This window comes from Streptomyces sp. NPDC014861 (genome assembly GCF_043081625.1).
Taxonomy (GTDB): Bacteria; Actinomycetota; Actinomycetes; order Streptomycetales; family Streptomycetaceae; genus Streptomyces.
Genome location: NZ_JBIBWV010000014.1, coordinates 155265 through 180486, shown reverse-complemented (window position 1 = coordinate 180486; position 25222 = coordinate 155265). Strand labels below are relative to the sequence as shown.

At 72.3% G+C, this 25222-nt stretch carries 23 protein-coding genes and 1 pseudogene; 13 read left to right on the top strand and 11 right to left on the bottom strand.

What is annotated here, in order from left to right; all coding sequences use genetic code 11:
* Nucleotides 1–90: 90 nt before the first annotated feature.
* Complete coding sequence (locus tag ACF1BN_RS25545) at nt 91–753, bottom strand: TetR/AcrR family transcriptional regulator (protein ID WP_392333913.1); 663 nt, start codon at nt 751–753, stop codon at nt 91–93.
* Between the two features lie 317 nt (nt 754–1070).
* Between ACF1BN_RS25545 and surE the strand changes: the two genes are divergently transcribed.
* The 6 genes from surE to ACF1BN_RS25515 all read left to right on the top strand — a co-directional run bounded on the left by surE (nt 1071) and on the right by ACF1BN_RS25515 (nt 9254).
* Nucleotides 1071–2207: a 5'/3'-nucleotidase SurE gene (gene surE / locus ACF1BN_RS25540; protein ID WP_392333912.1), complete on the top strand. Its 1137-nt coding sequence runs from the start codon at nt 1071–1073 to the stop codon at nt 2205–2207.
* 123 nt (nt 2208–2330) lie between these two features.
* The gene (locus ACF1BN_RS25535) at nt 2331–3014 is read left to right on the top strand and encodes a spermidine synthase (RefSeq protein WP_392333911.1); all 684 of its coding nucleotides are present in this window, start codon (nt 2331–2333) and stop codon (nt 3012–3014) included.
* Nucleotides 3015–3074: 60 nt separating this feature from the next.
* The gene (locus tag ACF1BN_RS25530; RefSeq protein ID WP_376602855.1) at nt 3075–3809 is read left to right on the top strand and encodes a response regulator transcription factor; all 735 of its coding nucleotides are present in this window, start codon (nt 3075–3077) and stop codon (nt 3807–3809) included.
* Complete coding sequence (locus ACF1BN_RS25525) at nt 3806–4900, top strand: ATP-binding protein (RefSeq protein ID WP_387275205.1); 1095 nt, start codon at nt 3806–3808, stop codon at nt 4898–4900. Before ACF1BN_RS25530 ends, ACF1BN_RS25525 begins: the two co-directional genes overlap by 4 nt.
* Nucleotides 4901–5169: 269 nt before the next feature.
* A complete protein-coding gene (locus tag ACF1BN_RS25520; protein WP_392333910.1) occupies nt 5170–8985 on the top strand; it encodes a multifunctional oxoglutarate decarboxylase/oxoglutarate dehydrogenase thiamine pyrophosphate-binding subunit/dihydrolipoyllysine-residue succinyltransferase subunit in 3816 nt (1271 codons plus the stop codon).
* 83 nt (nt 8986–9068) lie between these two features.
* Entirely contained in the window at nt 9069–9254 is a 186-nt protein-coding gene (locus ACF1BN_RS25515) for a DUF6104 family protein (protein ID WP_007266501.1), read from the top strand.
* Nucleotides 9255–9460: 206 nt separating this feature from the next.
* On the opposite strand, the gene ACF1BN_RS25510 is transcribed toward ACF1BN_RS25515, so the two are convergent.
* A complete protein-coding gene (locus tag ACF1BN_RS25510) occupies nt 9461–10276 on the bottom strand; it encodes a hypothetical protein (RefSeq protein WP_392333909.1) in 816 nt (271 codons plus the stop codon).
* Nucleotides 10277–10509: 233 nt separating this feature from the next.
* Here ACF1BN_RS25510 and ACF1BN_RS25505 point away from each other — a divergent pair, with 233 nt between their 5' ends.
* Together ACF1BN_RS25505 and ACF1BN_RS25500 are read left to right on the top strand one after the other, a co-directional pair.
* Nucleotides 10510–11424, top strand: a complete 915-nt coding sequence (locus ACF1BN_RS25505; RefSeq protein ID WP_392333908.1) for a DUF4097 domain-containing protein — start codon at nt 10510–10512, stop codon at nt 11422–11424.
* 1 nt (nt 11425) lies between these two features.
* Nucleotides 11426–12334 (top strand): helix-turn-helix transcriptional regulator, encoded by a 909-nt coding sequence (locus ACF1BN_RS25500; RefSeq protein WP_392333907.1) that lies wholly within the window; start codon nt 11426–11428, stop codon nt 12332–12334.
* An 18-nt stretch (nt 12335–12352) separates the two neighbouring features.
* On the opposite strand, the gene ACF1BN_RS25495 is transcribed toward ACF1BN_RS25500, so the two are convergent.
* From ACF1BN_RS25495 to ACF1BN_RS25470, 6 genes are all read right to left on the bottom strand, one after another.
* A complete protein-coding gene (locus ACF1BN_RS25495) occupies nt 12353–13795 on the bottom strand; it encodes a cellulase family glycosylhydrolase (protein WP_392333906.1) in 1443 nt (480 codons plus the stop codon).
* Nucleotides 13796–13872: 77 nt separating this feature from the next.
* Nucleotides 13873–14838, bottom strand: a complete 966-nt coding sequence (locus ACF1BN_RS25490) for a zinc-binding dehydrogenase (RefSeq protein WP_392333905.1) — start codon at nt 14836–14838, stop codon at nt 13873–13875.
* Nucleotides 14839–14916: 78 nt separating this feature from the next.
* Nucleotides 14917–15543 (bottom strand): GNAT family N-acetyltransferase, encoded by a 627-nt coding sequence (locus ACF1BN_RS25485; RefSeq protein ID WP_392333904.1) that lies wholly within the window; start codon nt 15541–15543, stop codon nt 14917–14919.
* Nucleotides 15540–16193 (bottom strand): hypothetical protein, encoded by a 654-nt coding sequence (locus ACF1BN_RS25480; protein WP_392333903.1) that lies wholly within the window; start codon nt 16191–16193, stop codon nt 15540–15542. The genes ACF1BN_RS25485 and ACF1BN_RS25480 overlap by 4 nt, the downstream gene beginning before the upstream one ends.
* Nucleotides 16190–16783, bottom strand: a complete 594-nt coding sequence (locus tag ACF1BN_RS25475) for a TetR/AcrR family transcriptional regulator (RefSeq protein ID WP_392333902.1) — start codon at nt 16781–16783, stop codon at nt 16190–16192. Before ACF1BN_RS25475 ends, ACF1BN_RS25480 begins: the two co-directional genes overlap by 4 nt.
* A 370-nt stretch (nt 16784–17153) precedes the next feature.
* Nucleotides 17154–18365, bottom strand: a complete 1212-nt coding sequence (locus tag ACF1BN_RS25470; protein WP_392333901.1) for an NADP-dependent malic enzyme — start codon at nt 18363–18365, stop codon at nt 17154–17156.
* Nucleotides 18366–18910: 545 nt separating this feature from the next.
* Between ACF1BN_RS25470 and ACF1BN_RS25465 the strand changes: the two genes are divergently transcribed.
* From ACF1BN_RS25465 to ACF1BN_RS25455, 3 genes are read left to right on the top strand one after another with little or no spacing between them, the layout of a single operon-like run.
* Entirely contained in the window at nt 18911–19882 is a 972-nt protein-coding gene (locus tag ACF1BN_RS25465; protein ID WP_392333900.1) for an ABC transporter substrate-binding protein, read from the top strand.
* A 41-nt stretch (nt 19883–19923) separates the two neighbouring features.
* The gene (locus ACF1BN_RS25460) at nt 19924–20874 is read left to right on the top strand and encodes an amino acid ABC transporter permease (protein WP_392333899.1); all 951 of its coding nucleotides are present in this window, start codon (nt 19924–19926) and stop codon (nt 20872–20874) included.
* Nucleotides 20871–21638 (top strand): amino acid ABC transporter ATP-binding protein, encoded by a 768-nt coding sequence (locus ACF1BN_RS25455; protein WP_392333898.1) that lies wholly within the window; start codon nt 20871–20873, stop codon nt 21636–21638. The genes ACF1BN_RS25460 and ACF1BN_RS25455 overlap by 4 nt, the downstream gene beginning before the upstream one ends.
* Before the next feature lie 63 nt (nt 21639–21701).
* Here ACF1BN_RS25455 and ACF1BN_RS25450 read toward each other — a convergent pair whose 3' ends face one another.
* The gene (locus ACF1BN_RS25450) at nt 21702–22451 is read right to left on the bottom strand and encodes a class I SAM-dependent methyltransferase (RefSeq protein ID WP_392333922.1); all 750 of its coding nucleotides are present in this window, start codon (nt 22449–22451) and stop codon (nt 21702–21704) included.
* 118 nt (nt 22452–22569) lie between these two features.
* Here ACF1BN_RS25450 and ACF1BN_RS25445 point away from each other — a divergent pair, with 118 nt between their 5' ends.
* Nucleotides 22570–23223: a CGNR zinc finger domain-containing protein gene (locus ACF1BN_RS25445; protein WP_392333897.1), complete on the top strand. Its 654-nt coding sequence runs from the start codon at nt 22570–22572 to the stop codon at nt 23221–23223.
* Nucleotides 23224–23288: 65 nt separating this feature from the next.
* On the opposite strand, the pseudogene ACF1BN_RS25440 reads toward ACF1BN_RS25445, so the two are convergent.
* A pseudogene (locus tag ACF1BN_RS25440) lies at nt 23289–23462 on the bottom strand (S26 family signal peptidase); the annotation flags it as partial.
* 208 nt (nt 23463–23670) lie between these two features.
* Here ACF1BN_RS25440 and sodN point away from each other — a divergent pair.
* A complete protein-coding gene (gene sodN / locus ACF1BN_RS25435) occupies nt 23671–24066 on the top strand; it encodes a superoxide dismutase, Ni (RefSeq protein ID WP_030207400.1) in 396 nt (131 codons plus the stop codon).
* 84 nt (nt 24067–24150) lie between these two features.
* Here the strand turns inward: sodN and ACF1BN_RS25430 are convergent, their stop codons facing one another.
* On the bottom strand, nt 24151–25110 hold the full coding sequence (locus ACF1BN_RS25430) for a LysR family transcriptional regulator (RefSeq protein ID WP_392333896.1): 960 nt from the start codon (nt 25108–25110) through the stop codon (nt 24151–24153).
* Nucleotides 25111–25222: the final 112 nt, after the last annotated feature.

Genomic DNA, 25222 nt, shown 5'->3' with positions numbered 1-25222 from the left:
CGACATCGCCCGTGACCTCACCATCTGGATGGCCGCCCGAGACTTCCCCGGACGGCCAAACAGGCAGGTCACCGCGTTCTAAAACACCGCCTAGGCGGGTCCGGAAGGGCCCCGGTCCTGTGTCGCGCGGATGGCCTCGTACTGGCGCCGGAGGAAGTCCCGTACCAGGGCGGGCATGTCGAGGGAGCCGGGGGCGAGGGCCCACTGGATCTGGAGGCCGTCCATGACGGCCAGGTACTCCCGGGCGACGCCTTCGCAGTCGATGCCGGGGCGGAGCTCGCCGGACCGGACGGCCGCCTCCAGGCGCTCGACGCTGTGCGCGAGCACGCGCGCGTAGCGGGCCTCGAAGTACGCGTGGGCGGGGTGGCCGACGTTCCCGGACTCGCCGACGAGGACGTTGAACATGCGGACGATGCCGGGGCGCCGGGTGTTCTCCTCGATCAGCCGGACGAGCGCGTCGAGGAAGGCCGCGTACGACTCCAGCTCGGTGTCGAGGAGGCGCTCGACGTCGTGCTCCTCGCTCTGCGCCAGGACCGACAGGAGCAGGTCCTCCTTGCTGCGGAAGTGGTGCAGCAGGCCGCCTTGGGTGATGCCGCAGTCATGGGCGATGCGGGCCAGGGAGGAGGCGTGGAAGCCCCACTTCCCGAAGTGGTCGACGGCGGTGTCAAGGATCAGCCGACGGCGGGCGTCACCCACGGCGTAGCTACCGCGACCTGCGCTTTTGGCGGTCGAGGCGACCTTCTTCTCCGGCATGCGGCCACCTTAGCCCCGGCCGCGAACCACCCCCTCGACCTGTGATCCAGGTCACAGGTGACAAACCTAGTACCCACTCGGTTTTCACGCCTAGCCTGAGCCCCGTCGCGGACGGCGCCGCACCCCGCGGAGCCCCGCCCGGACTCCGGGAGGCGGTGCGCCGACCCGCGGGCCCGTCCCCCCGAGACCCGGACATCGGATCCGCTCACAGACCGCGGGGCTCCTGACGGCCCCGCGCGATCCGGGGCCCGCCCGTGGGGGGCCGGGCCCCGGATCCCCTCCCCAGACCTGTCATGCCCATGAAAGGACGCACCGCCATGCGCCGCACCCTCGTGCTGACCGCAGCAGCAGCCGCACTCGCCGGCCTGGGCGCCACCACCCCCGGCGCCACCCTCGCCCCACCCCCCGGCGCCACCCCCGGCGCCACCCCCGGATCCGCTTCCGGATCCGCCCCCGGCGCCGCCGAGGGGACCCGCACCAAGCCCCGCCCCCTCGCCGGTCTACGGATCCTCGTCTCCAACGACGACTCCATGAGAGCGGCGAGGGAGAACAACTCGGACGGTCTCGGCCTGTACGAACTCCGGCGCGCGATGTGCGCGGCCGGGGCGGACGTCGTGGTGATGGCCCCCTGGCAGGTGCAGTCCGGGAAGGGCACGGCGGTGAGCAACGGCGGGGCGCTCACCGCGCAGCGCCGTACCGCGCTGCCCGCCGGGTACGAGGGCGACTGCGCGGGGGCCCCGTCCCGGGGCGCCGTCTTCGGCGTGTGCCTCGCCGAGGGCGGCTGCGCGCCGGACTCCCCCAGCGCGACCCCCGCGGACACCGTGAAGCTGGCACTGCGCGGCGGCCTGGCGGCGAAGGTGGGCTGGAGGGGCGCCCCCGATCTGGTGGTCACCGGCATCAACTCGGGCCCGAACGTCTCCGCGAGCGTCAACGACTCGGGCACCGTCGGCGCGGCCGTCGCCGCGATCGACCAGGAGGTCCCGGCGATCGCCTTCTCCTCCTCGGGCGACGCGAGCCAGACACGCTTCCCGCGCGAGAACTACCGGGCGCACGCCGAGTTCGGCGCGCGCCTCGTCGCGGGGCTCGCGGAGCGCGGGCTGCTGACCTCCGCCTTCGCCCTCAAGGTCGACTACCCGGACGTCAGCGCCGGCCGGCGGGCGAAGGCCCCGGTGTGGACCCGGGTCGGCGCCGGGGCGGTCGCCCACCACGCGTACGAGCGGCGCGGCACGGGCGACACCTTCGACATCGCCCTGGGGCTGTGCCCGGTGGACGGCAGCGGCGCGGGCGAGTGCGCCGAGCCGCGCGGGGACGCCGACTCCGTCTGGCTGCTGCACAGGGGCCACGTCACCGTCGCCCCGATCACCTGGGACCGCACCTACGGCACCCCGGTCGACGCGCGGCGCGAACTGAGGGCGGTGCAGCGGTACGTGGAGCGCGAGGCCCCGCGCCCGTGACGTCCCACGGCGGCGCCCCAGCGTGACCTCGCGACTCCATGACGTGTTTGTCCCGGCCGTCCGCGCTCCGCGAGGATGGCCGGGACGACGCGTATCGCCCGACGAGACACGGAGTGACCGCCCATGAACAGTCCCGTCATCCTCGACCGCCGCGAGGGTCCTTACGGCGAGGTGGTGCTGCGCCGCCGGGACGCCGGGGACCGCACCGACTTCGAGATCATCGCCAACGGCACCTTCCTGATGGACACCTCCGACGGACGCTCCGAGCGGCTGCTCGTGGACGCGGCGATGGAGGCACTGCCCACGCGGGCGCGTACGGGCGCGTCCGTGCTGATCGGCGGGCTCGGCGTCGGGTTCTCGCTCGCGCACGCCGCCGCCGACCCCCGCTGGAGCCGGATCGCGGTGGTCGAGCGGGAGGAGGCGATCATCGAGTGGCACCGGAGCGGGCCCCTCGCCTCGCTCTCCGGGCGCGCTCTGGCCGACGAAAGGACCGTGATCCTGCACACGGACCTGGTGACGTACCTGGAGACGTCCCCGGACAGCTACGACGTCCTCTGCCTGGACATCGACAACGGCCCCGACTGGACGGTCACCGAATCCAACGAATCCCTTTACGGAGCAGGGGGTTTGGCGTCCTGCGCGGCCCGGCTGAACCCCGGTGGGGTGCTCGCCGTGTGGTCGGCGAGACCGTCCGGCGATTTCGAAGAGTCCTTGCGGAATGCCGGATTCAGCGGGGTACGGACGGAAGAGATCCCGGTTGCCCGGGGCGTCCCCGACGTGGTCCACCTCGGCATCCGGCCTGCGTAGCCGGGACGCCGCCGGTACCTCTAGGCTGCTGCACCGACATCGGCGACGCGAGGCGGGGCAATGGAGCAGACACACACCACTCACCAGGGTGCGGCGACTCCGGGGGCCCAGCGGCGCGTCCTGGTCGTCGAGGACGACGCCACCATCGTGGAGGCGGTCTCGGCCCGGCTGCGCGCCGAGGGCTTCCTCGTGCAGACCGCCACCGACGGCCCCGCGGCCGTCGAGGCGGCCGAGGCGTGGCAGCCGGACCTGATGGTGCTCGACGTGATGCTCCCGGGCTTCGACGGCCTGGAGGTCTGCCGGCGCGTGCAGGCGCAGCGTCCGGTCCCGGTCCTGATGCTCACCGCACGGGACGACGAGACCGACATGCTGGTCGGCCTGGGCGTCGGCGCCGACGACTACATGACGAAGCCTTTCTCCATGCGCGAGCTGGCCGCGCGGGTGCACGTGCTGCTGCGCCGGGTGGAGCGCGCCGCGCTCGCGGCCGTGACCCCGCGCAGCGGGATCCTGCGCCTGGGCGAGCTGGAGATCGACCACGCGCAGCGCCGGGTCCGGGTGCGGGCGGAGGACGTGCACCTGACGCCGACCGAGTTCGACCTGCTGGTCTGTCTGGCCAACACCCCGCGCGCGGTGCTCTCCCGGGAGCAGCTGCTGGCCGAGGTGTGGGACTGGGCGGACGCCTCCGGCACCCGGACCGTGGACAGCCACATCAAGGCGCTGCGGCGGAAGATCGGCGCCGAGCGGATCCGTACGGTGCACGGGGTGGGGTACGCGCTGGAGACCCCGGCGTCGTGAGCCTGCCGGGGCGGCGCACCGGACGGCCCCGGCGCCGGATCGCGATCTCGATCAAGACGAAGCTGGGCGCGCTGGTCGTCGGCGCGGTGCTGCTGACCTCCGGGCTCGCCCTGGTGGCGATCCGGACGTCCACCGAGTTCCGGTACATCACGATCTTCGCGATGATCGCGACGCTGCTGATCACGCAGTTCGTGGCGCAGTCGCTGACGGCGCCGCTGGACGAGATGAACACGGTGGCGGGGTCGATCTCGCGCGGTGACTTCTCGCGGCGGGTGCGGGGCGCGGACCGGCGCGACGAGCTGGGCGACCTGGCCTCGACGATCAACCGCATGGCGGACGACCTGGAGGCGGTGGACCGGCACCGCAAGGAGCTGGTCGCCAATGTCTCGCACGAGCTGCGCACGCCGATCGCGGCGCTGCGGGCGGTGCTGGAGAACGTGGTCGACGGGGTCTCGGAGGCCGATCCGGAGACGATGCGGTCGGCGCTGAAGCAGACCGAGCGGCTGGGTCGGCTGGTGGAGACGCTGCTCGACCTGTCGCGGCTCGACAACGGTGTCGTGAAGCTGCGGGCGCGCCGTTTCGAGGTGTGGCCCTATCTGTCCGGGGTGCTGCGGGAGGCGAATCTCGCCGCCGCGCAGCGCGGGCTCCCGTCGACGTCGGGTCTGCACCGGCGTACCGACGTGCACCTGCACCTGGACGTGTCGCCGTCCGACCTGACGGCGTACGCGGACGTGGAGCGGCTGCACCAGGTGATGGCGAACCTGATCGACAACGCGGTCAAGCACTCCCCGCCGCACGGGCGCGTGACGGTGCGGGCCCGGCGCGGCCCGTACCCGGAGTCGCTGGAGCTGGTGGTCGAGGACGAGGGTCCCGGCATCCCGGAGCAGGAGCGGCACAAGGTCTTCGAGCGCTTCAACCGGGGGACGGCCCCGGACCTGAAGGGGCCGGCGAGCGACGGCGGCACGGGGCTGGGGCTGGCGATCGCCCGCTGGGCGGTGGATCTCCACGGTGGCGGGATCGGTGTGGCCGAATCCTCACGCGGGTGCCGCATCCGCGTCACCCTTCCGGGCAGCCTTCCCCTACGGGATTGACGTAGGGTTCGAACCGGAAGCGAACGTTCTGCGTGTACCCGTGCAGGACGTGGTCAGGGATGCGGCCAAAGAAGGCCGTAGCCGCGCTTTTCCGTACCCTCACACCTCTGGAACCCCGCTTGTTTCCCGCCATTCACGGCGTCGAAACACCGCGTCAAGTGTGACTTGCGCGACGTTGGAGTGCCCGGCCTGCACGTCCCGGCCGGACAGGCGTAGCCTTTATTTCCGCTGTCCATCACCTTGCGAAGCGGAAGAGGGCGGTTGCCGCCGTGTCGTCTCAGTCCCCCAGTACCCCGAGCTCCCCGGCCGACCAAGACGGGCGTGGCGTGAGCCCCGCAGCCGCCTTCGGTGCCAATGAGTGGCTCGTCGACGAGATCTACCAGCAGTACCTCCAGGACCCGAATTCGGTCGATCGTGCCTGGTGGGACTTCTTCGCCGACTACAAGCCGGGTGCGGCGGAGACCCCGTCCGCCCCGGCCGCCACCACGACGGCCGCGCCCTCGGCGCGACAGACGGGCCCCGCACAGGCCGCGCCTGCCGCTCCGACCGCCGCCGTGCCGGCCCCGGCCGCGGCACCCGCCGCCGCCCCGGCCGCCCCTCAGGCGAAGCCCGCCGCGGCCGCTCCGGCCGCCGCGAAGCCGGCCCCGGCCGCCGCTCCGGCGCCCGCCAAGGCCGCCCCGGCTCCCGCCAAGGCCGCTCCGGCCGCCGAGGCGCCCGCCGGCCCCGAGCTGATCACCCTCCGCGGCCCGGCCGCCGCGGTCGCGAAGAACATGAACGCCTCGCTGGAGGTGCCGACGGCCACGTCCGTCCGCGCCGTCCCGGTGAAGCTGCTCTTCGACAACCGGATCGTCATCAACAACCACCTGAAGCGCGCCCGGGGCGGGAAGATCTCCTTCACCCACCTCATCGGCTACGCCATGGTGCAGGCGATCAAGGCCATGCCGTCCATGAACTACTCCTTCGCGGAGAAGGACGGCAAGCCGACCCTGGTCAAGCCGGAGCACGTGAACTTCGGTCTCGCCATCGACCTGGTGAAGCCGAACGGCGACCGCCAGCTCGTCGTCGCGGGCATCAAGAAGGCCGAGACGCTCAACTTCTTCGAGTTCTGGCAGGCGTACGAGGACATCGTCAAGCGCGCCCGCGTGGGCAAGCTGACGATGGAGGACTTCACCGGCGTCACCGTCTCCCTGACCAACCCCGGCGGCCTCGGCACGGTCCACTCCGTGCCGCGTCTGATGCCCGGGCAGTCGGTCATCATGGGCGTCGGCTCGATGGACTACCCCGCCGAGTTCCAGGGCACCTCGCAGGACACCCTGAACAAGCTGGGCATCTCCAAGGTCATGACCCTGACCTCGACGTACGACCACCGGGTGATCCAGGGCGCCGCCTCCGGCGAGTTCCTGCGGATCGTCGCGAACCTCCTCCTCGGCGAGGGCGAGTTCTACGACGAGATCTTCAAGTCGCTGCGCATCCCCTACGAGCCGGTGCGCTGGCTCAAGGACATCGACGCCTCGCACGACGACGACGTCACCAAGGCCGCCCGCGTCTTCGAGCTGATCCACTCCTACCGGGTCCGCGGCCACGTCATGGCCGACACCGACCCGCTGGAGTACAAGCAGCGCAAGCACCCCGACCTGGACATCACCGAGCACGGCCTCACCCTGTGGGACCTGGAGCGCGAGTTCGCGGTCGGCGGTTTCGCCGGCAAGTCGATGATGAAGCTCCGCGACATCCTCGGCGTCCTGCGCGACTCGTACTGCCGCACCACCGGCATCGAGTTCATGCACATCCAGGACCCGAAGCAGCGCAAGTGGATCCAGGACCGCGTCGAGCGTCCCCACGCGCGCGTGGAGCGCGAGGAGCAGCTCCGCATCCTGCGCCGCCTGAACGCGGCCGAGGCCTTCGAGACCTTCCTGCAGACGAAGTACGTCGGCCAGAAGCGGTTCTCCCTGGAGGGCGGCGAGTCCGTCATCCCGCTGCTCGACGCGGTCATCGACTCCGCCGCCGAGTCCCGCCTGGACGAGGTCGTCATCGGCATGGCCCACCGCGGCCGCCTCAACGTCCTCGCCAACATCGTGGGCAAGTCGTACGCCCAGATCTTCCGCGAGTTCGAGGGCAACCTCGACCCGAAGTCGATGCACGGCTCCGGCGACGTCAAGTACCACCTGGGCGCCGAGGGCACCTTCACCGGTCTCGACGGCGAGGAGATCAAGGTCTCCCTGGTCGCCAACCCCTCCCACCTGGAGGCGGTCGACCCGGTCCTGGAGGGCGTCGTCCGCGCCAAGCAGGACGTCATCAACAAGGGCGGCACGGACTTCACCGTCCTGCCCGTCGCCCTCCACGGCGACGCGGCCTTCGCGGGCCAGGGCGTGGTGGCCGAGACCCTGAACATGTCGCAGCTGCGCGGCTACCGCACCGGCGGCACGGTCCACATCGTCATCAACAACCAGGTCGGCTTCACCGCCGCCCCGGAGTCCTCGCGTTCCTCGATGTACGCGACCGACGTGGCCCGCATGATCGAGGCGCCGATCTTCCACGTGAACGGCGACGACCCGGAGGCCGTGGTCCGCGTGGCGCGGCTCGCCTTCGAGTTCCGCCAGACGTTCAACAAGGACGTCGTGATCGACCTCATCTGCTACCGCCGCCGCGGTCACAACGAGGGCGACAACCCCTCGTTCACCAACCCGCAGATGTACAACCTGATCGACAAGAAGCGCTCGGTGCGCAAGCTGTACACCGAGTCGCTCATCGGTCGCGGCGACATCACCCTGGAAGAGGCGGAGCAGTCGCTCCAGGACTTCCAGGGCCAGCTGGAGAAGGTCTTCGCGGAGGTCCGCGAGGCCACCGCCGCCCCCGCGGCGACGATCGTGCCGGACGCGCAGGCCGAGTTCCCGGTCGCCGTCACCACCGCGGTCTCCCAGGAGGTCGTGAAGCGGATCGCCGACTCGCAGACCAACATCCCCGACCGGATCACGGTCCACTCGCGTCTGCTGCCGCAGCTCCAGCGCCGCGCCGCCTCGATCGACGACGGCACCATCGACTGGGGCTTCGGCGAGACCCTTGCCATCGGCTCCCTGCTGATGGAGGGCACCCCGGTCCGTCTCTCGGGCCAGGACTCCCGCCGCGGCACCTTCGGCCAGCGCCACGCGGTCCTGGTCGACCAGGAGACCGGCGAGGACTACACGCCGCTGCTCTACCTCGCCGAGGACCAGGCCCACTTCAACGTCTACGACTCGCTGCTGAGCGAGTACGCGGCGATGGGCTTCGAGTACGGCTACTCGCTGGCCCGCCCGAGCTCCCTGGTGGTCTGGGAGGCGCAGTTCGGCGACTTCGTCAACGGCGCCCAGACCGTCGTCGACGAGTTCATCTCCTCGGCCGAGCAGAAGTGGGGCCAGACCTCCGGCGTCACCCTGCTCCTGCCGCACGGCTACGAGGGCCAGGGCCCGGACCACTCGTCCGCCCGCCCGGAGCGCTTCCTCCAGATGTGCGCCCAGGACAACATGACGGTCGCCATGCCGACGCTGCCGTCGAACTACTTCCACCTCCTGCGCTGGCAGGTGCACAACCCGCACCACAAGCCGCTCATCGTCTTCACCCCGAAGTCGATGCTGCGTCTGAAGGCCGCGGCGTCCAAGGTGGAGGAGTTCACCACCGGCGGCTTCCGCCCGGTCATCGGCGACTCGACCGTCGACCCGGCCGCCGTCCGCAAGGTCGTCTTCTGCGCCGGCAAGGTCTACTACGACCTGGAGGCCGAGCGTCAGAAGCGCGGCGACACGGAGACCGCGATCATCCGCCTCGAGCGCCTGTACCCGCTGCCGGGTGCCGAGCTCCAGGCCGAGATCGCCAAGTACCCGAACGCGGCCAAGTACATCTGGGCGCAGGAGGAGCCGGCGAACCAGGGCGCGTGGCCGTTCATCGCGCTCAACCTGATCGACCACCTCGACCTGGCGGTCGGCGCGGACATCCCGGCGGGCGAGCGCCTGCGCCGGATCTCCCGCCCGCACTCCTCGTCCCCGGCGGTCGGCTCGGCCAAGCGTCACCAGGCGGAGCAGCAGCAGCTGGTCAACGAGGTCTTCGACGCCTGACGTCGGCACCCCGTACGGAGGCCCGGCACCCCACCAGGGGTGCCGGGCCTCCGGCGTGTCCGGGCGGGCCTATCCTGGACCGCATGTACTTCACCGACCGTGGCATCGAGGAACTGGAGAAGCGGCGCGGCGAGGAGGAGGTCACCTTCGAGTGGCTCGCCGAGCAGCTGCGGACCTTCGTCGACCTCAACCCCGACTTCGAGGTGCCGGTCGAGCGCCTCGCCACCTGGCTGGCCCGTCTCGACGACGAGGACGAGGACGACGAGTAGGACCGACGCCTGAGGCCCCCTCCCGGACGGGAGGGGGCCTCAGGCGTCCCCGCGGTCGGCGGCGCCGGGGCTCGGTACGTGGCACTCGGTACGCGGTGCGCGATACGTGCCCTGGTGCTCGACGCTCGGTACGCGGTATGTACCCCGGTGCTCGGCGCTCGGTACGGGCGCCGGTGGCCGGCGCTCGGTGCTCGCGCGCGGCCGGCTCAGGGCTCGCGCAGGCGGTCGTAGGCGAGGCCGAGGGCGCCGTGGGCGACCAGGAGGGCCCCGGCGGCGGTCCAGCCGCCGCTGCGGCGGCCGAGGCCCCACAGGAGCAGCGGGACACCCGCGGCGAGCTGGACGCCGCCGAGGACGCGGGCCCTGGGGCCGCGCAGGTACGGGCCGAGGGGGCCCTCCTCCACGGCGTCGAGCTCGGCGAGGACGGCGTCGCGCCAGCCGGGCCACTCCAGCTGCTCGGCGCCGGCGGCGAGCGCCGCCTCGCGGAGCCGGTCGGGGGTCTCGCCGGGGTCGATGCCGGCGGGCAGGTGGAGGCCGGCGCGGGCGAGGACGGCGACGAGGCCGAGGAGGCGGGTGCGGGCGTCGGCCTCGGGGTCGGGGAGGGTGAGCGGTTCCAGGGCCTGGACGTCGAGGACCGGGTCGAGGGCGAGGCGGTCGGCGAGGGTCCGCATGGCCTCGTCCTCGCCCACCGGGGTGCCGTCCGCGAGCCAGGTGTAGCCGACGGTGCGGCGGAAGCCGGCGGCGAGGGTGGCCCCGGCGCGGTCGCCGTCCCACCAGAGGGCGAGGACGGGCCAGGTGGCGGCGGAGACGGCAAGGGCGGTGGCCCAGCCGGTGACGACCCGCTCGACCGGCTCCGCGCCGTCCCGCCAGGGCCTCCCCTCCGGCACGAGCACGCTCCAGTCGGCGCCCGCGGGGGCGAGGAGCAGCTCCTCCCGCAGGAGCTGGGCGGGCGGACGGACCGTCGTGGGGTCAGCCCGGCACAGCAGCAGCGCCCCGGCGGGGCTCGGTCCGGATGTCGCGTTCATGGGCCCACGCTAGGCCAGTTTGTCCATGTACGGGGGTGATTGCTCGGACCCTGTCAGGGATGAATCAGGGTTGACGCCGCCGCACCGCGATATATCGTGAATCTCGAAGTCGCGATATGTTGCGTCGCCGGGCACCGCTCGACGACAGCACCCGGCGGACGCCCGACGAGGGCTCGCCGGGAGCTCCGATGAAGGCTTCGAGGAATGCTTCGAGGAAACGGGAGGTCCGCACCATGACCGAGTGGTCCGTCACCGAGCCGGTGAAACTCGCGCCCGCCGACCCCGTGACACGGCTGCGCATCCGCGTCGTGGGCGGGGCGGTCAACGTGGTGGGCACGGAGGAGAGCACCGCGCGGGTGGAGATCTCGGAGATCGAGGGCCCGCCCCTGGTCGTCACCCAGGAGGGCTCCACCCTGACCGTCGCCTATGAGGACCTGCACTGGAAGGGCATCCTCAAGTGGATCGACACCCGGCCCCACCGGCGGCGGGCGGTGGTCTCGGTCGCCGTTCCGGCCGGCGCCGAGGTCGAGGTCGGGGCGGTCATGGCGGACACGGTGGTGTCCGGTCTGCGAGGCCGCGCGGAGGTGCGGGGGGTGACCGGTGCCACGACGCTCGTGGGGCTCTCCGGCCCGGTCCGCGCCGAGACCGTCTCGGGCGCCCTGGAGGCCCAGTCGGTGACCGGGGCGCTGCGGGTGACCTCGGTGACCGGTGACGTGACGGTGATCGAGGGCTCCGGCTCGGCGGTACGGGCGGAGACCGTCAGCGGGGACATGGTCCTCGACCTCGACCCGGCTCCGGCCGGGGCCCCTCCGGCCGACATCCGGCTCGCCAGCGTCTCCGGCGAGGTCGCGATCCGGCTGCCCCACCCGGCGGACGCCCGGGTCGAGGCGAGCACCACCAGCGGCGCGGTGTCGAACGCCTTCGAGGACCTGCGGGTGGGCGGCGAGTGGGGCACCAAGTCCATCACCGGGACGCTCGGCGCGGGCAGCGGCACGCTCAGGGCGACCACGGTCTCCGGCTCGATCGCTCTCCTGCGCCGCCCCGATCCGGCCGAGGACGCGGAGTCCGGACCGGCCGACCCCTCGGCGGACCCCACCGCCGCCGCTCTCGCCGACCCCACCGCCCCCGCGTCCGGAAAGGTGCTCTGACATGTCTCCCGTCTTCGCGCACGGCCGACTCCGTCTCTACCTGCTCAAGCTGCTCGACGAGGCCCCGCGTCACGGCTACGAGGTGATCAGGCTCCTGGAGGAGCGCTTCCAGGGGCTGTACGCGCCCTCCGCCGGCACGGTCTACCCGCGGCTCGCCAAGCTGGAGGCCGAGGGACTCGTGACACACACCAGCGAGGGCGGCCGGAAGGTCTACTCGCTCACCGACGCGGGCCGTGCCGAGCTGGCCGACCGGGACGGCGACCTCGACGCCCTGGAGCGGGAGATCCGGGACTCCGTCTCGGAGCTGGCCGCCGAGATCCGGGAGGACGTACGGGGCGCGGCGGGCCGGGTGCGCAGCGAGATGCGCGCGGAGGCGAGCCGGACCCGCACCTCGGAGAGCTCGGGCTTCGCCGAGGCCAGGGAGGAGCTGAGCAAGGCCAAGCGGGAGTGGAAGGAGCAGGCCCGGCAGGCGAAGGAGGAGGCCCGGTCGGCGAAGCTCCAGGCGAAGGAGTTCCAGCGGATCGCCCAGCAGGTGCAGGACGAGGTCCAGAGCCGCTTCGCCAAGGGCGAGTGGCCCCAGACCGTCTGGGAGGGCCTGTCGGGAATCACCGCGCAGCTGGGCGACCTCGTGCAGGGCCACCACGCCAAGGCGCGCGCCGGAGCCGCGGACGCGCCGGCGGGCGCCTCGGAGGCGGCACCGGCGGAGGCGCCCGCGTGGGCGCGGGAGACGGCGGGGTCGGGCGAGCCGGCCCGGGACCTGGACCGACTGCTCGACCGGTTCCGGGACGAGATCCGGGACGCGGCCCGCGACCACGGGGTGACGGACACCCAGCTGGCGGCGGCCCGCGACCACTTGGCCACGGCGGCGACCCGGATCACCGGGATACTCCACCGCCGCTCGGGCGTCTGAGCGGCACCCGCCCCGGTCTCAGGGCCGGGCGGCGGAGGTCCGGGTCACCGTGACGGTGACCCGGGCGCCCGGCGCGGCGAGGATCCTGGCCCCGCCTCCGTCCCGGTCGCGCAGGACCAGTGCCCCGCGGGCGCCGACCTTCCAGTCGCCGGCCGGCAGGGCCAGTTCGGTGACGCGGGAGCCGCGGCGGCCGGCGGCGTCGTACTCCAGGCGGTAGACGCCGGCCGCCGGGTCGTAGGCCGAGGAGCGCACCCGGCCGGCGACGGCCTCCGCGTACGGCTCGGCGGTCAGCTCCTTGTTGGTGCGGAAGGCGCCGGTGCCGTCGACGGCGCAGTAGCCGCCGCCGTAGCACCACTCCCAGCCGGTCCATCCGGAGCCGTAACGGCCGAGCGAGGCCATGGCCTCGCGGTAGAAGCGGTTCATGTTCGGGAGGGAGTTGTTGAGCGGCCCCCACTCCCCCACGACCACGGGGACCTTGTACTGCTGGGGGTAGCGGGTGACGGCCGCCTCGTAGTTCTCGATCCAGCGGGCCGCGGGGTCGTAGTCGCCACCCGCCTCCATGGCGCTGTTGTAGAAGTGCGGGGCGTAGACGACCTTCGGGTCGTCGATCCGGCCGAGGCCGGTCGGGACGCCCTCGCCCACGATCGGGGTCGGCTCGACGAAGATCCAGGTGTCCCGGTCGACCGAACGGATCGCGTCCGCGATCCGGTTGTACATCGGGGTGATCTGCTCGCGTTCGATGCGGCGGGCGGCGGTCGCCAGGTCCTCGCCCTCGCGCAGTTCGCCCATCGGCTCGTTGATCAGGTCGTAGCCGAGCACGGCCGGGTGGTCCTCGAAGCGGTCGGCGAGCACGCGCCACATGCGGGCCTGGGCGCGGCGCAGGTCCTCGTCCTCGTAGAGGTGGGTGAAGGCGCGCTGGACGGCGGGTTCGAAGTACTCGGAGAACCAGTCGTCGGGGTGCGGGGTGAAGGGCAGCCCGTCGGTGCGGGTGGCCCAGGCAGGGATGCCGCGGTGGTCGAAGGCGGGGCCGAAGACGTCCTGGTGGGCGTCGAGGACGACCATGACGTCGTGTCGCGCCGCCCAGTCCAGCACCCGCTCGATCTTGCGGAGGTACGGCCGGCTGTACTGCCCGGGGCGGGGTTCCAGATCGTCCCAGAAGACCAGCAGGCGGGCGGTGTTGAAGCCCTGGGCCCGCATGTCCCGGAAGTGCTTCTCGGTGACGGAGGAGAGGGCTTCGTCGCCGCTGTGCGCCTTGTCGCCGACGTTCCAGCCGCGCAGCGTCAGGACGCGGCCCCGGGAGTCGGTCAGATCGGGGATGCCGTCCCCGCCGGCTTCGCCGGCCTCGGTGCGGGCCGCGGGTTCCGCGCGGGGCCCGGTGGCGGTGGCGGTCGGGGCGAGGGTGGCGAGCAGCGCGGCGGCGAGGGCGGCCGACAGGAGGGTGGTGCGCGAGGAGCGGGACACGAGGACCTCCGGCACAAGGAAGTGAGCGTTGTTCACGTTTCACGTGCCGGAGATCCCATCAGGTCGACCGACCCGGATCAAGACGTCGTCAGCACGATCTTTCCGAAGAGGTCGCCGGCGGCCATCTTCCCGAAGCCCTCGCGGGCCCGGTCCAGCGGCAGCACCTCGTCGATCACCGGGCGGACCCCGGTGGCCGCGCAGAAGGAGAGCAGGTCCTCCAGCTCGTCCTTGGAGCCCATGGTGGAGCCGACGACCTTCAGCTCCAGGAAGAAGATCCGGGTCAGCTCGGCGTGCGAGGGGCGGTCGCCGCTGGTGGCGCCGGAGATGACCAGGGTCCCTCCGGGGCGCAGCGACTTGACCGAGTGCGACCAGGTGGCGGCGCCGACGGTCTCGATGACGGCGTCCACCCGCTGCGGCAGCCGGGCCCCGGGCTCGTACGCCTCGACGGCGCCGAGCTCCACGGCCCGCTTGCGCTTGGCCTCGTCCCGGCTGGTGGCGAAGACCCGCAGGCCGGCGGCCCTGCCGAGGACGATCGCGGCGGTGGCGACGCCGCCGCCCGCGCCCTGGACGAGGATCGAGTCGCCGGGGCGGACACCGGCGTTGGTGAAGAGCATCCGGTAGGCGGTCAGCCAGGCGGTGGGCAGGCAGGCCGCCTCGGCGAAGGAGAGCTCCTTCGGCTTGGGCAGGACGTTCCAGCTGGGGACGGTGACGCGCTCGGCGAAGGTGCCCTGGTAGCGCTCGGTGAGGATGGAGCGGGGCTCGTTCGGCCCGACGCCGTGGCCGGTCTGGCCGATGACGGAGTGCAGGACGACCTCGTTGCCGTCCTCGTCGATCCCGGCGGCGTCGCAGCCGAGGATCATCGGCAGCTTCTCCTCGGGCAGGCCGACCCCGCGCAGCGACCACAGGTCGTGGTGGTTGAGCGAGGCGGCCCTCACGGTGACGGTGGTCCAGCCGGGACGCACCTCGGGCTCGGGGCGCTCGCCCAACTCGAGGCCGTTCAGGGGCTGGTCGCGGTCGATTCGGGCGGCGTAGGCAGCGAACATGGCCACGACCCTAGGCGGCGACGCCGACCGCGCGGAACCACACGCCGGTGTGACGCGCGTCCCCTCGCGGACCGCCCCTCACCTGGCGCCGGAGGCGCCCGGCCGCCACATCGCGGCCGTCTCCACGGGGCCGGCGCGCAGGCGGTCCAGGAGGGTGAAGCCGAAGCGGTGGTAGAGGGCGACGTTCGCGGGGTCGGCGGTGGTGAGGAAGACACCGCCGGGGGCCGGCGGGCCGCCCAGGGCGCGGTCGAGGAGGAGCCGTCCCGCACCCCGCCCGGCCGCCTCGGGCACCACCCCGACGAACTCCAGGGTCCAGGCGTCCGGCGGCGCGAGGTGCTCGGCCCCGCGCAGGTACCGCAGGGTGCGGACGAGGGCCCGGGGGCCGCACCCGAGGCCCACCCGCGCGCTCCACCGTCCGGCTTCCCGGGGGCCGGGACGCGCCCCGGGCGGGGTGAGCACGACGGCGCCCACGGGCCGGCCGGAGGCGTCGGCGAGCAGGTGGCGCCGGGCGCCGGGGAGGGCGGCCTGGGTGCGCAGGGTGGCGTCGAACCAGGCCCGCCGCGCCCGCTCGGAGCCTCCGGTGATCCACCGGACGGCGGGCTCCCGGGCGAAGGCGTCGGCGAGCACGCGGGCGCAGTCCCGCGGCTCGGGCCGGGCGTCGAAGACGAAAGGGGAGGGGGAGGCGGAGGCGTGCGGCGCGGTCACGAGTCGGCCGTCCCGTCCCCGGCCCGGGCGTCGGCGAGCGGGGCCTCCGGCACGAGGTGGCAGACGAGCAGCTTGAGGAAGAACAGCGGGCCGAACCAGATCAGCGCGGCCGGGACGGTCAGCCAGAAGAAGCCGGTCAGCACGGCGGCGGTGTAGGCGCCCATCGCCACCGGCCGGCGCAGCGGGACGGGGGCGTACTCGACGAGGAGGGCGCCCGTGAGGAGGAGCCCCGCGGTGCCCAGGAACCAGCCGGGATCGCCGTCGAGGAGCAGGGCGGCGACGACCGCGAGGTGGAGGAGGTGGGCCGAGACGAAGAGCAGCCGGGCGCGCCGGGCTCCGGGGCGGGGGCGGTGGTACCAGCGCTTGGCCGCGTTCGTGGCGTTGGTGAGGATGCCGCCGAGGAGGTCCAGGGCGATGAGGGCGGCGACGGCGAACTGGAGGCCGGACCAGCCGCGGAGGGCGCCGGTGGACCACGTACCGGCGACGAGGAGGACGGCACCCAGACCGACGCCCGCGGCTTCCACGGCGGACTCGGCGCGGGTCTTGCCGGGGCCCATGAAGCGTTCGAGCCGGCCGAGGAGACCCGGCGGGGTCGGTGGCACGCGCCGGTCGACGACGAGGCAGGCGGGCCCGGGGTCCGTACCGCTCATGCCCGCTCACCGCCCCACAGCCCCGCGAGGAGCCGCCACACCTGACTCGTGTCGGGCGCGTCCCGGCCGTCGGCGGCGCGGCCGAGGGCCCAGGTGTCCGCGGCGCGCAGGACGGCCTCGGTGGCGCCGACCAGGAGGTCCCGGTCGACGTCGGTGCGGATGACGCCGAGGCGCTGCCCGTCCGTCACGAGCGCGTCGAACCACCCGGTCCAGCCGCCCGCCGCCCCGTCCGTCTCCCGCACGGCACGGGCGGCGAGGGCGAGGTCGTCGGGGTGGGCGGCCAGATGGGCGGCCAGGGCGCCCGTGCCGGCCTCCAGACGGGCCCAGAGGTCCTCGGGGCCCGCGGCGGGCGTCCAGGGCCCGAGAGCGGCGAGCAGGCGGTCGAGCACGTCGGCGAGGACGGCGCCGAGGAGGTCGTCCCGTCCGTCGAAGTACTGGTAGGCGGCGGTCTTGGAGATGCCGGCCGCCTCGATGATCCGGTTGTACGAGGCGGTCTCGGGCCCGTCGGCGGCGAAGCGCGCGCGGGCCACGCCCAGGATCGCGTCGCGGCGCTCGGCGGGGAGGCGGTGGAAGCGGGGCAGTGGGCTCATGCACCCAAGGTACACACCAGCGGTGTGTACCACCAGTACACCTGACCAGTACACCCGACCGGTGCACCTCTCTCCCGCGCTCCGTCGCCGACCCAACGCCCCCGCCCCCACCCGACCGGGCCGCCCCTCCGGCACCCCCTCGCCCACACGCAACGAACCCGCCCGACCGGCCCCCTCTCCCCCGTACACGCCCCTCCCCCCCACACACGGCCGCCCCGCCCGGCCGCCACCCGCGCCTCCCCGACCACTCCACCGGCCCATCCGGCCCCGACGTCTTCCGGCGGCGTCCCCGGAGCACGCGAAAGGGCCCCGTCAGGTCCGATGCGGCGGACCTGACGGGGCCCTCTCGGGGGCCTTCCGCGGACGGGCGTCAGCGGCGGGCGACGCCCTCGGCGCGCGCGGCGGCGGCGACCGCGGCCGCGACGGCCGGGGCGACCCGGTCGTCGAACGGCGACGGGATGACGCAGTCGGCGGCGAGCGCGTCACCGACGACACCGGCGATGGCGTCGGCGGCGGCGATCTTCATGCCCTCGGTGATCCGGGAGGCCCGGACCTGGAGCGCGCCGGCGAAGATGCCGGGGAACGCGAGGACGTTGTTGATCTGGTTGGGGTAGTCCGAACGGCCGGTGGCCACGACCGCCGCGTACTTGTGCGCGACGTCCGGGTGGACCTCGGGGTTCGGGTTGGCCATGGCGAAGACGAAGGCGTCCTTGGCCATGGAGGCGACGGCCGCCTCGGGGACCGTGCCGCCGGAGACACCGATGAACACGTCGGCGCCCGCGAGGGCGGTCTCCAGGGAGCCGGTGATGCCCGCCTTGTTGGTGAGGCCGGCGATCTCGCGCTTGACGTCGGTGAGGTCCTCGCGGTCGCTGCTGACGACGCCCTTGCGGTCGGCGACGCAGACGTCGCCGATGCCGGCCTCCAGCAGGAACTTGGCGATGGCCACGCCGGCCGCGCCCGCGCCGGAGATGACGGCGCGCAGGTCGCCGAGGGTCCGGCCGGTCAGCTTCGCCGCGTTCCGCAGGGCAGCGAGGGTGACGATGGCGGTGCCGTGCTGGTCGTCGTGGAAGACCGGGATGTCGAGGCGCTCCTGGAGCTTGCGCTCGATCTCGAAGCACCGCGGCGCCGAGATGTCCTCCAGGTTCACGCCGCCGAAGGACGGGGCGAGCCGGACGACCGTGTCGACGATCTCGTCGGTGTCGGTGGTCGCGAGGGCGATCGGGACGGCGTCCACGCCGCCGAACTGCTTGAAGAGGATCGCCTTGCCCTCCATGACCGGGAGGGAGGCCTCCGGGCCGATGTCGCCGAGGCCGAGCACGGCGGTGCCGTCGGTGACGACGGCCACGACCTGGGACTTCCACGTGTACTCGTGGACCAGCTCGGGCTGCTCGGCGATGGCGGTGCACACCTTGGCGACGCCGGGGGTGTACGCGAGGGACAGGTCGTCCTTGTCGCGGACGGGGACGGTGGCCTGAATGGCCATCTTGCCGCCGCGGTGAAGAGCGAAAGCCGGGTCGAAGGGCTCCTCGGGAGCTCCTTCCGTACCGCTCGCGCTCGGGGGATTGACGATCTCCGCTGCCATTGGGTGAGACCCCTTATGTCTGTTGTCGAGGGTTGCCGCTCCTGGTGTGGAGCGGTGGGCGGGTCCCGCGGCCGCCGTGTCGGGCAGCCGCGCGGGCGCGCCGCACAACGCGCCCTGAGCCCCGGATGAGGGGTGTAAGGATCCTTCTTACCGGACGGACGGCACCGCAGACGAGTCCGTATCCGCTCGGTGACGCGACTCATACCGAGTGCTCGCGGGAACAGACAGGCGAGGACTCGTCACTCGATATCAGGAAACATGCCTGGAGCGCCCGTTTGGCTCTCTTCGTACCGTCCGAATGGCGAGATCAACCGCAGATTCTTCGGCGAACAGGGAAGGGGACGAAAGAAGGTCCGGCCTTGATGTACCGGCCTGTCGGGATTCGGGCGCGACCCGTTACCCGATTTTGACATCCGTGGCCGTCGGTTTGAGGCAGTCCGAATGGCAAGATGCCGTAATCACACAAGGTCGCGACACTCGAAGACGCGTACGCGACCATTGGCAACGCCTATGGCAACTCCCTCATACGCCGGAGGATCCCGACCATGACCGCACGCTCCACGCGCTGTACGACCGCCGCCAAGACCCGCACCTCCCGTCTTGCCGCGGTCGCCGCCATCGCGGTCGCCGGCTCGATGCTGCTGACCGCCTGCGGCGACCAGACCGACAGCGGCTCCACCGGCTCCACCACGGAGGGCGGCACCCCCGCCGCCAACTCCGCCCCGCTCTTCTCCAAGCTGCCCGCCGACATCCAGAAGGCCGGCGTCATCAAGGTCGGCACGGACGCCTCCTACGCCCCGATGGAGTTCACCGAGAACGGCAAGATCGTCGGTGTCGACCCCGACATCGCCGCCGCCCTCGGCAAGCAGCTCGGCGTGAAGCTCGAGTTCACCTCGGGCACCTTCGACGGCCTGATCACCGGCCTGGAGTCCGGCCGCCACAGCCTCGTCATGTCCTCCATGACGGACAACAAGAAGCGCCAGGAGGGCCTGGACGACGACGGGAAGAAGATCGGCAAGGGTGTCGACTTCGTCGACTACTTCTCCTCCGGCGTCTCCCTGCTGGTCAAGAAGGGCAACCCGCAGGGCGTCAACTCCCTCGACGACCTCTGCGGCAAGACCGTCGCCGTCCAGCGCGGCACGATCTACGAGGACACCTTCAAGGCCCAGGCCACGAAGTGCGGCTCGAACAAGCTCACGATCCAGGCGTTCGACACCGACGCCGAGGCCCAGACCCGCGTGAAGGCCGGCGGCGCCGTCGCCGACCTGAACGACTACCCGGTCGCCGCGTACATCGCGAAGACCTCCGGCGGCGGCAACGACTTCGAGGTCGTCGGCAACCAGACGGACGTCGGCCTCATGGGCATCGCCGTCTCCAAGGACGACACCCAGCTGCGCGACGCCGTCAAGGAAGCGCTCGACGCGATCATCAAGGACGGCACCTACGCCGAGGCCCTGAAGAAGTGGGACGTCGAGGGCAGCGCGGTCAAGTCGGCCACCATCAACGCCGGCAAGTGACCTGCCCGCTTCCCCCCTCGCACCACTGAAGGGCAGTCGTCGTGACTGACAAGCTCAGCAAGGACCCGACCCCCACACCTCCCGGGTCCGGTTCCCCGACCACGCCGTACGAGGCCATCAAGGCCGTCCCCGTACGCCACTACGGGCGCTGGATCAGCGCCGTGGTGGTCGTGGTCCTCCTCGGATGGCTCGCCTACGCCTTCTCCCAGGGCAAGATCATCTGGGACACGGTGTGGGACAAGCTGTTCGACACGTCGATCATCGACGGCCTGTGGAACACGATCATCATCAGCGTCGCCTCGATGGCGCTCGGTCTGGTGCTCGGCATCCTCTTCGCCGTCATGCGCCTGTCGAAGAACCCGGTCACGGGCGCGGTGGCGTGGCTCTACATCTGGTTCTTCCGCGGGACGCCGGTCTACGTCCAGCTGCTGGTCTGGTTCAACCTGTCGCTGATCTTCGAGTACATCAACCTCGGGCCGCTGTACAAGAACGAGACCGTGGACGTCATGACGCCGTTCATGGTCGCCCTCCTCGGCCTCGGCCTGAACGAGGGCGCGTACATGGCGGAGATCGTCCGCGCCGGCATCCAGTCGGTCGACGAGGGCCAGACCGAGGCGGCGCACGCGCTCGGCATGTCCCAGACGAAGACCATGCGCCGGGTCGTGCTGCCGCAGGCGATGCGGGTCATCGTGCCGCCGACGGGCAACGAGTTCATCAACATGCTGAAGACCTCGTCGCTGGTCTCGGCCGTGCAGTACACCGAACTGCTCCGCGCCTCCTCGAACATCGGCAGCACGTCCAGCGCCGTGATGGAGATGCTCTTCGTGGCCTCCATCTGGTACCTGGCGCTGACCAGCGTGTTCAGCGTCGGCCAGTACTACCTGGAGCGTCGCTTCGCCCGTGGTTCGCTGCGCAGCCTGCCGCCCACCCCCTGGCAGCGGGTCAAGACGAACCTCGCCACCTTCAAGCGCTCCCCGGAGGCGACGCGATGACCGATCAGCTCATGGTCAAGGCGGAGGGCGTCCACAAGTCCTACGGCGCCGCCCACATCCTCCGCGGCATCGACCTGGAGGTCCGCAGCGGCGAGGTGTTCTGCCTCGTCGGCCCGTCCGGCTCCGGCAAGTCGACCTTCCTGCGGTGCATCAACCACCTGGAGCGGATCGACGGCGGCCGGCTCTCGGTCGACGGCCAGCTGGTCGGCTACCGCCAGAAGGGCGACAAGCTCTACGAGCTGAAGGACAGCGAGGTCGCGGCCCAGCGCCGGGACATCGGCATGGTCTTCCAGCGCTTCAACCTGTTCCCCCACATGACGGCCCTGGCCAACGTGATGGAGGCACCCATCCAGGTGAAGGGCGAGTCCAGGGCCGTCGCCCGCGAGCGTGCCGAGCGCCTGCTCGACCGGGTGGGTCTCGGCGACAAGATGGGGAACTACCCGTCGCAGCTCTCCGGCGGCCAGCAGCAGCGCGTCGCCATCGCCCGCGCGCTGGCGATGGAGCCGAAGCTGATGCTCTTCGACGAGCCGACCTCGGCGCTCGACCCGGAGCTCGTCGGTGACGTCCTCGACGTCATGCGGGACCTGGCCGAGTCGGGCATGACGATGATCGTCGTCACGCACGAGATGGGCTTCGCCCGGGAGGTCGGCGACTCGCTGGTCTTCATGGACGGCGGCGTGGTGGTCGAGTCCGGCCACCCGAGGGACGTCCTGACCAACCCGCAGCACGACCGGACGAAGGCGTTCCTGTCCAAGGTGCTGTGAACCGTACGGAAGAGGGGCGGTACGGGCCGGAAGGCCCGTACCGCCCCTCTTCCGCGCTCCGGGCTACTTCACGGCCAGCAGCAGGGTGTCCGACGGCGAGCACCAGACCGGGCGGGCCTCGCCGAAGCCGGCGGCCCGCAGCGTGTCGGCGTGCCAGGCGACCGGGGGCATGTCGCCGTCGGCGTGCTCGCCGTAGATCTCGTAGCGGCGGGCGGTCGGCTCGGCGAGGACCGGGTCCTTCGCGGCGAGCGCCCACCACTCGGCCCAGTCGAGGACGCCGGCGGCCTTCTCCTCGTCCATCCGGGCGTGCCGCCGCGCGCGCTCGGCGGCGTTGATGCGCGGGGTCGCCGGATCGATCATGTGGTCGGCGTTCATGAAGACCCCGCCGTCCCGGACGACCCCGGCGACCTGCCCGTACAGGGTGGTCAGCGGCTCGCTGTGGAGCCAGTGCAGGGCGGTCGCGGTGAGGACGGCGTCGTACGCGTCGTACGGCAGCGCCTTCGTCCACTCCGGGTCCTTGAGGTCGGCGGTCACGAAGCTGACGCGCCCGTCGCCCTCGAAGGTGCCGCGGGCGATGGCGAGCAGCGCCGGATCGAGGTCCACCCCGGTCGAGACGGCGCCCGGGAACCTCCGGAGCAGCCTGTCCGTGATACTTCCCGTACCGCAGGCGAGGTCGAGGACGCGGGGCTCCGGCCCCACCAGCGCCTCGACCATGTCGAGCATGACGCGGAACCGCTCCTCGCGGTCCGGCATGTACCACTCCTGCTGACGGTCCCAGCTACGCTGCCAGCCCGCCCAGTCGGTGTCGCCCATGTCCGTGCCCTTCCGTCGTCGTCTCACCGCGGAACACCCGAGAACGTAATACCCTCGGAGGGGTAACACCGGTTACCCCCTCGACGCCGACCCTAGCCCGCCAGAGTAAGGACTACAAGTGGAGCTGGCCCATTACTCGGATTACGCCGTGCGCCTCGTCAACACCGAGGAGCCGGGCCGCGGCAGGGACAGCCTCGGCTCCGTCGAGGCTGTCAAGGAACTCTTCGGCCCCGCGGGGCAGATGGCCCGCCGGGTCACCGAGGCCGACCTGCCCCGCTTCCGCACGATCCGGGCCCGGCTGCGGGCCGTGTTCACCGCGGCCGACGAGGGCGACCACACCGGCGCGGTCGACCTGCTGAACTCCCTGCTCCTGGAGTTCCCGGTCAGCCCGCAGATCTCCGGACACGACTACCTGGACGACGAGGGCCGCCCCCGATGGCACATGCACCTCGCCGACCACTCGTCCAACGCGACCGCCGGCTACGCCGCCATCTCCGCCATGGGACTCGCCTTCCACCTGACCGAGTTCGGCGCCGACCGGCTCGGCCTCTGCCAGGCCCCGCCCTGCCGCAACGCCTACCTCGACACCTCCACCAACCGCTCCCGGCGCTACTGCTCCGACCGCTGCGCCACGCGCGCCAACGTGGCCGCCTACCGGGCCCGCAAGCGCCTGGAGGCCGAGCGGTCGGACCTCACCGGCCGCACCGCGGAGAACAGCCAGGAGAGCACCACCCCGGCCGACCGCCGGCGCCCCGGAGTCACCGGCCGGTAGCGGCCGAGCACCCGCCCGAGCACCAGCTCGGGCGGTACGGCCCCGAAGACCCTGCTGTCCCCCTCGGCCCCCGGATTGTCACCGAGCACCCACCAGCCGGCGTCCCTTCGCTCGACCAGCCGCTTCACCAGGAGCAGATCCTGCTGGAGCGGATGGCGCAGCACGACGACGTCACCGGCCCGGACCCGCCCGCCGTACCGCACGAGCAGCCGGTCCCGGTGCAGCAGCGTGGGCACCATCGACACCCCCGTCACCTCGGCGGTCCCGAACGGCGCCGCGGCCGCCGCGGTAGCCTCCCGCTCCACTCCTGCTCCCCTCGTCGACTCGTACACGAGTCCCAGCCGAACCCCGGACTTTTGACCTAAGCCCCAGGGGGCGCTCGCGAAAACGCCCTTCTCACCGAGTAATCTCCCACTTGAGAAGACGATCACGAGGAAGGACGGCTCAATGCTCTCCCGCCTGTTTGCCCCCAAGGTCAAGGTCAGCGCCCACTGCGACCTCCCCTGCGGCGTGTACGACCCGGCCCAGGCCCGCATCGAGGCCGAGTCCGTCAAGGCTGTCCAGGAGAAGTACCAGGCGAACGAGGACCCGCACTTCCGGGCCCGCGCCACGGTCATCAAGGAGCAGCGCGCGGAGCTCGCCAAGCACCACGTCTCGGTGCTGTGGAGCGACTACTTCAAGGCCCCGCACTTCGAGAAGTACCCCGAGCTCAACCAGCTGGTCAACGACACCCTGAAGGCCCTCTCGGCCGCCAAGGCGTCGACCGACCCGAAGACCGGCGAGAAGGCGCTCGAACTCATCGCCGAGATCGACCGCATCTTCTGGGAGACCAAGAAGGCCTGACCTTCTTCCTCCTGCCGAAGGGGCTCCGCCGTCACGAGCGGCGGGGCCCCTTCGGCGTGTCCTCGTGCCCTCGCGTCCAGACCCTCAGGGGCTGTCCTCGGGGAGGCAGGGGCCCGCCGTGCCCCCGGCGCGGAGCCAGGCGCGGTAGGGGGCCGAGCGGTGGGCCGCCTCGCGGTAGGCGTCGGCGAGGTCGGCGTGGAGCTGGTCGAGGGGGGTGTCGGGGCGGGCGCACAGCAGCAGCCGGACGGCGAGCGGGTCGCCGCGCAGGGGGCGGACGGCCAGGTCCTCGCGGGGCACCGAGGTCGGCTGGCAGGGGGCGACGGCCTCGCCGAGCGCGATGAGCGAGGCGGCCGTGTGGTAGTCGCCGTGGAGGAGGGGCGGGTCGATGCCGGCCGCCGCCAGCACCCGGCGCAGCCCGTCCCACTCGCCGTCCACGCTGGGGTCGACCATCCAGTGGTCGCCGGCGAGGTCGGCGAGGTCCACCACGGGGCGGGCGGCGGCCGGGTGCGCCGGGGCGAGGGAGACGAACTGGGGCTCGCGGGCGACCAGGACGCGCCGGACGAGGCCCTCGGGCACCCGTAGGGGGCAGCCCTCGACCTCGTGGACGAAGGCGACGTCGAGCCGGCCGCCGGCGACCTCCCGCAGCAGGGCGTGGGCGGAGACGTCGACGCGCAGCCCGACGTCGGTACCGGGGAACCGTTCCCGCAGCCGCCGCAGCCAGCCCGGCAGGGCCCGGCTGGCGGTGGATCCGACGCGGAGCTCGGGCCCCTCGGCGCGGGCCGCCTCCGCGAGGGTCTCGGTGACGAGCGCGGCCATGTCGGCGACGAGCGGGCGGGCCCGGCTGAGCACGGAGCGGCCCAGCGGGGTGGGGCGGCAGCCGGTGCGGCCCCGGGAGAAGAGTTCGGCACCGAGCGCGTTCTCGATGCGGCGCAGCTGGGTGGTCAGCGAGGGCTGGCTCATGCCCAGTTGCCGCGCGGCCTTGTGCAGGCTCCCGGCGTCCGCGATGGCGCAGAGCGCGCGCAGGTGTCTCACCTCCAGCTCCATGCCCCGAGCGTAGGGCGGGGTTCCGGTCTCGCACCAGACGTGCGGATCCCCTCAACTACCCTTAAAAAGAGCCCAATTGAGCTTTCCTTTTCGGGGGGATGTGAGCGCGCTA

Bases quoted from the DNA above. Each gene is read 5' to 3' on its own strand.
- ACF1BN_RS25545 (WP_392333913.1), bottom strand. From the start codon at position 753: ATGCCGGAGAAGAAGGTCGCCTCGACCGCCAAAAGCGCAGGTCGCGGT.
- surE (WP_392333912.1), top strand. From the start codon at position 1,071: ATGCGCCGCACCCTCGTGCTGACCGCAGCAGCAGCCGCACTCGCCGGC.
- ACF1BN_RS25535 (WP_392333911.1), top strand. From the start codon at position 2,331: ATGAACAGTCCCGTCATCCTCGACCGCCGCGAGGGTCCTTACGGCGAG.
- ACF1BN_RS25530 (WP_376602855.1), top strand. From the start codon at position 3,075: ATGGAGCAGACACACACCACTCACCAGGGTGCGGCGACTCCGGGGGCC.
- ACF1BN_RS25515 (WP_007266501.1), top strand. From the start codon at position 9,069: ATGTACTTCACCGACCGTGGCATCGAGGAACTGGAGAAGCGGCGCGGC.
- ACF1BN_RS25510 (WP_392333909.1), bottom strand. From the start codon at position 10,276: ATGAACGCGACATCCGGACCGAGCCCCGCCGGGGCGCTGCTGCTGTGC.
- ACF1BN_RS25505 (WP_392333908.1), top strand. From the start codon at position 10,510: ATGACCGAGTGGTCCGTCACCGAGCCGGTGAAACTCGCGCCCGCCGAC.
- ACF1BN_RS25500 (WP_392333907.1), top strand. From the start codon at position 11,426: ATGTCTCCCGTCTTCGCGCACGGCCGACTCCGTCTCTACCTGCTCAAG.
- ACF1BN_RS25490 (WP_392333905.1), bottom strand. From the start codon at position 14,838: ATGTTCGCTGCCTACGCCGCCCGAATCGACCGCGACCAGCCCCTGAAC.
- ACF1BN_RS25480 (WP_392333903.1), bottom strand. From the start codon at position 16,193: ATGAGCGGTACGGACCCCGGGCCCGCCTGCCTCGTCGTCGACCGGCGC.
- ACF1BN_RS25475 (WP_392333902.1), bottom strand. From the start codon at position 16,783: ATGAGCCCACTGCCCCGCTTCCACCGCCTCCCCGCCGAGCGCCGCGAC.
- ACF1BN_RS25470 (WP_392333901.1), bottom strand. From the start codon at position 18,365: ATGGCAGCGGAGATCGTCAATCCCCCGAGCGCGAGCGGTACGGAAGGA.
- ACF1BN_RS25465 (WP_392333900.1), top strand. From the start codon at position 18,911: ATGACCGCACGCTCCACGCGCTGTACGACCGCCGCCAAGACCCGCACC.
- ACF1BN_RS25455 (WP_392333898.1), top strand. From the start codon at position 20,871: ATGACCGATCAGCTCATGGTCAAGGCGGAGGGCGTCCACAAGTCCTAC.
- ACF1BN_RS25450 (WP_392333922.1), bottom strand. From the start codon at position 22,451: ATGGGCGACACCGACTGGGCGGGCTGGCAGCGTAGCTGGGACCGTCAG.
- sodN (WP_030207400.1), top strand. From the start codon at position 23,671: ATGCTCTCCCGCCTGTTTGCCCCCAAGGTCAAGGTCAGCGCCCACTGC.
- ACF1BN_RS25430 (WP_392333896.1), bottom strand. From the start codon at position 25,110: ATGGAGCTGGAGGTGAGACACCTGCGCGCGCTCTGCGCCATCGCGGAC.